This is a genomic window from Brucella haematophila (assembly GCF_005938105.1).
Classification (GTDB): Bacteria; Pseudomonadota; Alphaproteobacteria; order Rhizobiales; family Rhizobiaceae; genus Brucella; species Brucella haematophila.
Genome location: NZ_VCPE01000038.1, coordinates 1 through 7,992 on the forward strand (window position 1 = coordinate 1; position 7,992 = coordinate 7,992).

The following is a 7,992-nucleotide window of genomic DNA, read 5'->3' on the forward strand; positions in this document are numbered from 1 at the left end:
CTGAAAAACAAACGAGGGAAGGTTCAAACATGGGTCAATTCTAAATGGAAATATCACCCCAAACCGGGTCACTTCTCAGCGGCAATCAACAGTCAGGAAAGATGCCGGGCGCGAGCGTCGCCACCATGCTGTAGATCCAGGCAGCTCCGGTGCCCATCGCGATCAGCGTGAACATGTTGAGGCTGCGGTTGACGAGCGATTGCCAGCCACGCTGGAAGAATGGCCAACCGGCCCACAGCACCACAGGCGTCGCCAGCAGCATCTGGATCCAGTTCGAGGTCCGCTGGCTGATGAGGTGGTCCAGACCAAGAAGATGGCCGCCCATCTCCAGCACGAACACCGGCAGCGTCAGCACCAAGCCGATCCAGAACCGGCGCGTCATGTCGATCAGTTCCTCGTTCGGCCCGGCCTCCAGGCTGACCAGCACCGGCTCCAGCGCCATGCCGCAGATCGGGCAGGAGCCGGGGCCGACCTGCCGGATCTCGGGATGCATCGGGCAGGTGTAGATCGTCCCCTCGGGCACCGGCTCGGCCCGTTCCGTCGCGGCGGCAGGGTCGAGATAGCGTTCCGGGTCGGCCAGGAACTTCTCCCGGCACCCGGCCGAGCAGAAGTAATAGGGCCGACCCGCGTGCTCGGCCTTGTGCGCGGTCTTGTGGGGATCGACCATCATGCCGCAGACCGGGTCCTTGACCTTGTGGGCACTGTCCGCTGCGACAGCCGCGTGCCCCTGCTCATGGCCGTGGGCCGCATGATCGTGGTGCTGATGATCGTGTTCAGTATTGTTGGTCATTTTTACGCCTCCTCGGCGTCTCGTCCTCGGCCTTGCGTTCGCCGTTCTGCGCTTTCCAATCGCTAGACGGTCAAGAGGTGACTGGAAGCTGGAAAAGTATCGCCGTTTAGTGATTCCCATGGAAATTTCGAACGTTGGTCTGTTCTGGCGCGGCATGTGACCGCATGATGTCAATGTCGGCTGCAGTCTCCTCGCCATCGAGGCAGTATTCCTCCACCTGCAACGTCGAGAAGTAGATGTTGAATCGCTCGCGCAGGAGATGGTTCGCCTGCCGCAGCACCCGCTCGCCGTCTTTCCAGTTCCGAACGCAGATGTGGCTCGAGAAGACATTGCGCCCGGATGTCAGGCTCCAGGCATGGACGTGATGCACATCCGTCACCCCCTCCAATTGCCGGATGGCCGTGATTGCGGCCTCCAGATCCAGGTCTTCCGGCGTGCCCTGAAGCAGGATGTGCAATGCCTCACGCAGAATGCCCCAGGAAGCCCAGAGCAGGACGAGCCCGAAGGCCATGCCAAGCAGGGGATCAATGGCGAGGAAGCCCGTAAATCGGATCACCAGCGCCGAGATGATGATGAGGAAGCTTCCGACGAAGGTCTGGAGGATGTGCCAGTAGGCGCCGCGCATGTTCAGGTTGCCCTTCTGGCGTTCGTACAGCAGCCAGAGCGCGACAAGCTCGGTGGCGATCCCGCCGGCAGCGGCAAACAGCATCGGTGTCGTGGCCAGTTCGATCGGCTCCATGAGACGCATCGCGCCCATCCACAGCACGAAAAGAGCCATCGCGACGAGAAACAGGCCGTTGAAAAGGGCGCCGAGGATCTCGGCCCGGACATAACCGAAGGTACGTGCCGGGCTGGATTTCCGTTCAGTCAAGCGAAGCGCGACCAGTGCGATGAGCACGCCGCCCACGGCAGAGAAGGTGTGGAAGGCATCGGAGATGACAGCGACGGAGCCCGTCCAGATGCCGATTCCCAGCTCGACTACAAAGTAAAGGCCGGTGAGCCAGCCCGAGATGACAAGCGCCTTGCGATCGCCGCCCGCGGGCATGTGACCGGCATGGCCGCCGTGAGACATCGACATGAGTCCGCCTCCTTGTTGCTGAGGGAGAACGCCGGCATCCGACGTCCTCTGCCTGGCCTATGCGCTGACCGCGAATTCGGTCATCATGCCGGTCTCAAGATGCGGCATGTGGTGGCAATGCAGCATCCAGCGCGCGGCCTCGCCGGCGTCGAGCGCGATATCGACCATCGACATCGGCGGCACATATACCGTGTCGCGCAGCGCGCCCCGGACTGCACGTCCGTTCAGTCCGACGACCTGGAACACATGCCCGTGCAAATGCATCGGGTGGCCCATCATCGACATGTTGTGGAATGACAGCACGATCCGCTCACCGCTCTGCGCGGTCACCGGGCGATGCTGGCCCCAGACGGCGCCGTTGATCGTCCACACATAGGGCTGCATCGAGCCGCCCAGCATCACCATGTGGCTGCGGTCCACCGGCCGTTCCGGCAAAGCGCCCGCGGCGATCAGACGCGTCTCCTGCGCAAGGTCGCTGTCGAAGGCAGGCGCTTCGGCCTCCGCCATGGTGTCGATGCGCCGTATTTCGGCGCCCTGCGTGGCAAGGATCAGCCCGGTCCGCTCTCGCGCGCCTTCCCGCAGCGCGAGGATCGGCCAGGCGCCGCCCTCCTGCGGCAGGTCGATCTCGAGGTCGAGCCGTTGGCCCATGGCCAAGCCGAACCGCGTGCCGGGGACGGGCTGAACGGCATGGCCATCGACCGCGACGAGCCGGGCCTGCGCTTCGCCAGTCTCGATCCAGAACACCGTTGCCGCGGCGGCGTTGATCACCCGCAGGCGGATGCGCCCGCCGCGCTCAACCTGCACCACCTCGGGATCCGAAAGCGTGCGGTCGTTGGCAAGATAGGCGTCCCAGTCGTAGTCGTTGAGGTCCATCGCCATGCCGTCCATGGCGCCCATTCCCGTCATGCCACCCATGGCGCCGTGATCCATGCCACCCATCGGCATGTTCCCCATCGCGCCGTGGTCCATGGCCGCCATGCCGCCCATGACCGCGCCGTGGCCGCCTCCATGACCGCCGGCGGTCCCGTGGCCGCCAAGGATCTCGGCCATCACCTCCTCGGGTGCCTTGAACGAGAAATCATGCAGGAACAGCACCACCTCCTGCCGGTCGGCGGCGACATCCTCGGCGCTGCGCACGATCAGCGGCGCGGCCAGAAGGCGCATCTCATGCAGCGGCACATGCGCGTGCATCCAGTAGGTGCCGGGCAGCGGCGCGAAGTCATAGGCGCGAGTCTCGCCGGGGGCGAGCATCGGCAAAGGCATGTCGGGCACGCCATCCTGTGCGTTGGGCGGGATCTGGCCGTGCCAGTGGATCAGCGTGTCAGTATCGAGATCGTTGCGCAGATCCACCCGGAACCGCGCGCCGGGATCGAGTGTCAGCCCCTGTCCGGCTGGCCCGGCAAGACCCCAGACGGTGGCGGCGCGACCGTCGATGTCGAGCGTCCGGGTGGCGGCGTGCAGCGACAGCGGGGCGGCGCCCTGCGCTGCCGCGATCCGGGGCAGATGCGCATAGGCCAGCATGGCGGCGCCAGCGGCAAGAAAGCCGCGTCGTGAAAGGGTATTCATGGTCGTCTCCTCGGGACAGCTCGTCCCGTTCATCAAAACCGACAGGACGCCGCGGGCCTCGGCCCGGACGCGCGATCAGAGGAGACGGTGCTTGGGAGGTCGTTCGTTCAGTCCAGGTGCCCGACCGGCAAGCACTGCACCGGTGGGCAGGTCATGGCTGGCAGGCGCGTAATCGCTGCCAGAGCTGTCGCTCGGGGAGGTCAGGAAGACCGAAAGACCGGCGCAAAGCAGCTCACAGCTTCCGGTGTCGATCGATCCGCAGTGCTGTTCGCCATCACAGGAATGTTCGCTGCCGGCCGCAACCTGCATCATCTCGCCGACATGCATCGAGTGATCCGGCTCTGCGCTCAAGCGCGCCGCATGCGCGGAGGTCACCGTCGTCATGACGGCGATCGCGAGTACGGCAAGCATAGTGACGAGGCGCGAGAACATGCCGGAAAGATAGGCGCTGGTCACGGGAATGTCAATTGCCTCCGGCGTCGCGCCTCTGGCAGAAATTCATCCTCGGCATGTAGCCAATAGAAATTCCTCGCCACCAATCATGCAACTCATGCGAAAAGAACTCCGTAATATCTTGTGGCCCGGGTTGCTCGTCGGAGGCCTGGTCATGGCGGTCTTCGCTGGCAGGCACTATGCCCAGACCGCATCCAACGCCGCGTCATCTGCAGAAGTCATCGAACAGGGCCGGCAGATCTATGCGGACCAATGTGCGTCCTGCCACGGTGCGCAGCTCGAGGGGCAGCCGGACTGGAAGACGCCCCTTCCGTCCGGGCGTCTCCCGGCGCCACCACACGATGCCGACGACCACACGTGGCACCATCCCGATGACATCCTGTTCCGGATCGTCAAGGAGGGCACGGCCGCCATCGTCGGGGGCGGCTATAAGAGCGACATGCCGGGCTTTGCCGTCCTCAGCGACGCAGAGATCCAGGCTGCGCTCGCCTATATCAAGAGCACCTGGCCGGAGCGCGAGCGGACCTACCAGGAGAATGTGTCGCAAGCACGCTGAGCGCTGATGGCACCTTCGGGATGGAGCTTCGCTGCAGGCCGGAGCTGCCCGTGCGACCGGCTGCTCAGTTTTCCGAGGCCCACCCGGTGACAGTTGTGGCTGCCGGACAGAAGCGGCATATTTGGATCAACCCGATGGCGACACCTTTGGGAGCGATGTTCGTGGGATTATTCATGGATTACTTGGCCTTTGAAGCGCGCCCGATCATGGCGCAGCGTCGGGTTTTCCCTCAATGAACAATCCCGGCTCCAGTTCATCGAAGCGGGTTCAAGACCGCACGGAGCGGCTCAACAAGAACTGCTTCTGCGTTACACTGGACCTTCCATCGCTGCGCGAGGCGCTGGAGCAGGAGGCAGGTGAGCCGGCGTTCTTCGAGACGTTCATCGGCCCCAAGACCCACCTGTTCTCGCACGTGCCGGTGTTCCTTTCGGCCACCACCGTCAATGAGATGCGCGCGATCGCAGTGGCTGTGGAGACCACCGCCCAACTCGAGGCATACAAGACCGCGGTCCTCTCCTGGGCGCCGGAAATCGCGTGGGGGGATCACGGCCCGCTCGGGGCATTGATGGGCTACGACTTTCATCTCGGCGAAGACGGCCCCCGGTTGATCGAAATCAACACCAACGCCGGCGGCGCGTTTCTCAATGCCTTTCTTGCACGAGCGCAGCGCGCGTGCTGCGCCGAAATGGATATCCCCCCGGCGCTGCCATCGTTCGAGGACGCGGCGTTTCGCATGTTCCAGAACGAATGGATTCGGCAGCGGGGAACGGGCACGCCACAACGCATCGCCATCATCGATGACAATCCGCCGGAACAGTACCTTTATCCCGAGTTCGTGCTCGCGCGGCAAGTTTTGGCGGCACGAGGGGTAGACGCGGTCATCGCCGACGCCGGTCACCTTAGCTACGACGATGGTCGGCTCAGCGTCGACGGAAAGACGATCGATCTCGTTTACAATCGGGTCACCGATTTCGCCTTTGATCAGCCCGAGCACAAGGCATTGCAGGAATCCTACCGTGATGGCGCGGTTGTCGTAACGCCGAATCCGCACAACCACGCGCTCCTTGCCGACAAGCGCAACCTTTCGCTTCTTTCGAATTCCGCGACACTTGAGGCATGGGGAGTCGACCCGGGGATTCGGGCCGGGCTTGCTGCCGTTCCACGCACCGTTTTGGTCAATCCCGACAACGCTGATGCACTTTGGAAATCCCGCAAGGACCTGTTCTTCAAGCCGACAGGAGGACATGGTGGCAAGGCGGTATATCGTAGCGACAAGCTGACGAAAGGAGTCTGGGCGGAGATCGCGGGAGGCGGATACGTTGCCCAGACGCTGGTCCGCCCCAGCGAGCGCATGATCAAGATCGACGAGACACCCCAGAGGCGCAAAATGGACGTGCGACTGTATACCTATGATGGGCAGGTGCTTCTGGTGGCCGCGCGCCTTTATCAAGGCCAGACCACAAATTTCAGGACGCTAGGGGGTGGGTTCGCGCCGGTGTTCGTGATCTGAAGCGAGAGCTGTTGGGATCTTGTATAATGAAATCAATCCCTTAAGGTGGAGAAGGTTGGACGTCAGACCCATCCCCTCCGCCAAACACCGCCGATTGCCCTCTATAGTGCGATAATGCCGCCGATCACCGCATTACATCGGATGAGATAGCAAACCGCCGTTTCTACGCCACAGCCCAATATATCTTGACCGCCCATGGCGGCTTGCGGCCCCGACTCCGTCGTGCATCTCATCCAGAATGAACGGCAGGTTGCGGGTGGGAACGGAGCCCTTCGAAACGACCTCTAGAGGGTCGAAAGCACTCATTCTAAACGTGGTGAAATTGCAGAATTAGAGAATGTCGCTCGACTTTGGCCGGTCCATGCGTTTTCCGTGACCGTCTAGAGCCTACGTCGATATGCGACAGCGATCTGACCTTTGAACTTCTCGCTTGTAATTGTGTACCACTATAACTTACCAAGTCACACGCGAGGAAGGATGACATGGCATCATACTCATTCTTATGGGTAAAACTATGCGGCGTTCTAACTTGTCAATTGACAATTTAATATGGCGGAGTATATATTTTGCCTAGAAAGAGGCACACGTCGAAGGAAATAGAAGGCGTCCTCCAGGAGCTCGAAAAGCTCGGGTGGAAGCTGATCGAGGGAAAAGGGCATTGTTGGGGTATCCTGCGTTGCCCTGCCAATGATCAGGATTGTCGCTGTGGCGAGTTTTGCCAGATGTCGGTCTGGTCGACACCCAAAAACCCTCAGCAACACGCTAAGAAGCTCCGCCAGAAAGCCCTTGCTTGCGTGCAACTAAAGAAAAATGACGAAGGAAATGTCGATGGCTGAGGAATTCGAATTCGAGTTAGTTTTCGCGCTCCCTGACGGGGAACACGATCCATTTGTGTTGTCCGACGCCATCTTCGAAGCTGGCTTCGGGGACGCCCTGGTGGGCACTGGTACGCCCGGCTTGCTCGGTGTCGAGTTAGAAGCGGAAGGCGATGACGCTGAGAACGTAATTCTTAATGCAGCACGGGCGCTGATCAAAGCGCTTCCCGAAGGCACGACCCTTCACGAGGTTCGACCTGACCTGGTAAGCCTGGCTGACGTCGCTGAGAAGCTTGAAGTGCAGCGGCAGGCGCTCCAGCAACGAAAAATGCCTCTTCCTGTCGCAGGCGGACTCTACCGGATCGATGAGATCGTTAAGGTTGTGACAGAAGCATCTAAGCCCCAGGAGGGCCGTCGGCGCCCACGCTTCAATATTGACGCAGCATCCAAGTGGTTTCGCGCTGGCGACGCGGCGCGGCGGGTGAATGCCCTCCTGACTATGAAAGAGATCGACCCTTTAACGATCGAGTTGAGGCCACGTCAGGAACGCTAGGGGAGCTCCACAGTCCACCGCCTACAACGGCCGGCTATAGGGTCGGCATTTATGCATTAGATATATTAAAGACATTGAGTTTTACACTCGGGCATCGGATTCGACTTAGCACGTTTATTCCCGCCCCATAATGTAGTTTGCTCCTGTAACTGACCCCAGACCCGCTTAAATCTCAATCCCACTTCAAACATTCCGAGCAGCAAAAGTACCCGTCTGATTAAATATTCTTTGCCGTCAAAACGGCAGAAATCCTCCAAGGAAACTGATCATATCGGTTATCCACGCGATGGCTGCATTGAACCAGCTTCTTAGGACAGTAGCTACGTACACGATCGCAACCAAACCAAGGACGAGCCAGAACAGAACCGCAAAGAATTTTGCAAAAGCATCGTCAGCCTTCGGATCGGGGGGTGAATTATAAATGTAATCGGGTCGCATGGTCATCTAACGCTCGTGTTCGTCGCGGTCCTTCTTTTCCTGTTGCTCTTGCTCTAGTTCCTGCAATCGTGCAACCTGTTGTTGCGGAGGATCTGTACGGGCAGTCTCTCCGTCCCGAACGACGGCCTTTGTTTCCATACTAGCCCGATTATCGAGTTGTTTGGAACCTTCAACTTTCTCGTCGGTCCGATCCCGTTCTTCAAGCAAGTTCGCTTCCCATGCCCGGCGATCGA

At 60.6% G+C, this 7,992-nt stretch carries 8 protein-coding genes and 1 pseudogene; 3 read left to right on the forward strand and 6 right to left on the reverse strand.

Translation table 11 applies throughout. The features are described 5' to 3' along the window. Positions 1–94: 94 nt before the first annotated feature. The 4 genes and pseudogenes from FGI60_RS25765 to FGI60_RS25780 form a co-directional block, all read right to left on the reverse strand. A pseudogene (locus tag FGI60_RS25765) lies at positions 95–790 on the reverse strand (YHS domain-containing protein); the annotation flags it as partial. A gap of 106 nt (positions 791–896) precedes the next feature. Beyond that, positions 897–1,868, reverse strand: coding sequence for a cation diffusion facilitator family transporter (locus FGI60_RS25770; RefSeq protein ID WP_024899900.1), 972 nt, complete (start codon positions 1,866–1,868; stop codon positions 897–899). A 57-nt stretch (positions 1,869–1,925) separates the two neighbouring features. Beyond that, positions 1,926–3,434 (reverse strand): multicopper oxidase family protein, encoded by a 1,509-nt coding sequence (locus tag FGI60_RS25775; RefSeq protein WP_138787545.1) that lies wholly within the window; start codon positions 3,432–3,434, stop codon positions 1,926–1,928. A gap of 75 nt (positions 3,435–3,509) precedes the next feature. After that, positions 3,510–3,890 (reverse strand): hypothetical protein, encoded by a 381-nt coding sequence (locus FGI60_RS25780; RefSeq protein WP_200869487.1) that lies wholly within the window; start codon positions 3,888–3,890, stop codon positions 3,510–3,512. Positions 3,891–4,041: 151 nt separating this feature from the next. Between FGI60_RS25780 and FGI60_RS25785 the strand changes: the two genes are divergently transcribed. The 3 genes from FGI60_RS25785 to FGI60_RS25800 all read left to right on the forward strand — a co-directional run bounded on the left by FGI60_RS25785 (position 4,042) and on the right by FGI60_RS25800 (position 7,321). Then, positions 4,042–4,443, forward strand: coding sequence for a c-type cytochrome (locus FGI60_RS25785; RefSeq protein ID WP_161662579.1), 402 nt, complete (start codon positions 4,042–4,044; stop codon positions 4,441–4,443). A 232-nt stretch (positions 4,444–4,675) separates the two neighbouring features. Beyond that, entirely contained in the window at positions 4,676–5,953 is a 1,278-nt protein-coding gene (locus FGI60_RS25790; RefSeq protein ID WP_128095076.1) for an ATP-grasp domain-containing protein, read from the forward strand. A gap of 828 nt (positions 5,954–6,781) precedes the next feature. Beyond that, positions 6,782–7,321 carry a hypothetical protein gene (locus FGI60_RS25800; protein WP_024899907.1) on the forward strand — a complete coding sequence of 180 codons (540 nt, stop codon included), beginning with the start codon at positions 6,782–6,784 and terminating at the stop codon, positions 7,319–7,321. A 234-nt stretch (positions 7,322–7,555) separates the two neighbouring features. Here FGI60_RS25800 and FGI60_RS25805 read toward each other — a convergent pair whose 3' ends face one another. Both FGI60_RS25805 and FGI60_RS26450 read right to left on the reverse strand, forming a co-directional pair. Further along, on the reverse strand, positions 7,556–7,765 hold the full coding sequence (locus FGI60_RS25805; protein ID WP_094574676.1) for a hypothetical protein: 210 nt from the start codon (positions 7,763–7,765) through the stop codon (positions 7,556–7,558). Beyond that, positions 7,766–7,992 (reverse strand): hypothetical protein (locus FGI60_RS26450; RefSeq protein WP_407921695.1); only part of this gene is annotated, 227 nt, incomplete at its 5' end. It abuts the gene before it with no gap.